The organism is Streptomyces sp. WM4235, from assembly GCF_001279725.1.
GTDB lineage: Bacteria > Actinomycetota > Actinomycetes > Streptomycetales > Streptomycetaceae > Streptomyces.
Genome location: NZ_LGDE01000213.1, coordinates 1 through 881 on the forward strand (window position 1 = coordinate 1; position 881 = coordinate 881).

General features: G+C 75.7%; 1 pseudogene. It reads left to right on the forward strand.

The window, feature by feature from the left end:
* A pseudogene (locus ADK55_RS16250) lies at positions 1–881 on the forward strand (hypothetical protein); the annotation flags it as partial.

An 881-nucleotide genomic window follows, 5' to 3' on the forward strand; every position in this document is an offset into this window, starting at 1 on the left:
GCCTACGGCCGGTTCACGCACGGGGATCCGTACCGTCCGGAACTCCTCGTCGCCGGGCTGGTGTCGCTCGTCGTGGCGGTCGCCTGGGGCTGGACGCGGTGGGCCCGCACCCGTACGACGCAGTCGGAGTCCCTGGCGGCCGTGCTGGCGTGGCTGGTGGCGCTCGCCCTGGCCACCGCCCTGGCGCTGCCCGGCGCGTGCTACCTGTTCACGTGGACCGCGCTCGCGGGCGCGGCGGCCTTGGCCCTGACCGCGCGGCTCGCCGAGGAGTCGCCCTGGCGTCCCGTGGCCCTCGCCCTGCCGGGCGTGCCGGCCGCGGTCCTGATCGTCCCGCTGGTCGTCCTGCTGTTCCCGGCGGTACAACTCCCCGCTGCGGCGGCTCCCTTGGTCTTCGTGGCGCTGGTCGCGGTGTTGCTGCTGCTGCCGTCGGCCCACCTCGCGGGTCGGCCGCGCGCCGGGCTCGCCGGCGGCCTGGCCCTCGCCCTGTCGGGGCTCACGCTGCTGGGGGTCGGCGCGGCGGTCGACGGCACGGACCGCGGCCACCCGCTGCCCGTGAGCCTGATGTACGCCCGGGACCTGGACCGCTCACGCGCGTACTGGGTGTCGGAGAACGCCGACCCGGACTCGTGGGTGGCCCACTACACCGACGGCGAACGCACATCGGACCTGGAGAACAGCATCCCGGCCCTGCCGGCGCCGCCCGGCGGTCATCTCGTCGGCGACGCCCCGGCGGTGGCGGTCGCGGAGCCGGTGGTGCGCGTCGTCTCCGAAGAACGCGTCGCGGACGGGCGCCGGTTGACCCTGTCCGTGTCCGCCGAGCGGGGCCGCTCCGTCCTGACCGCGCTCTACGTGGACACCTCGTCCACCGAGGTGTTCAAGGC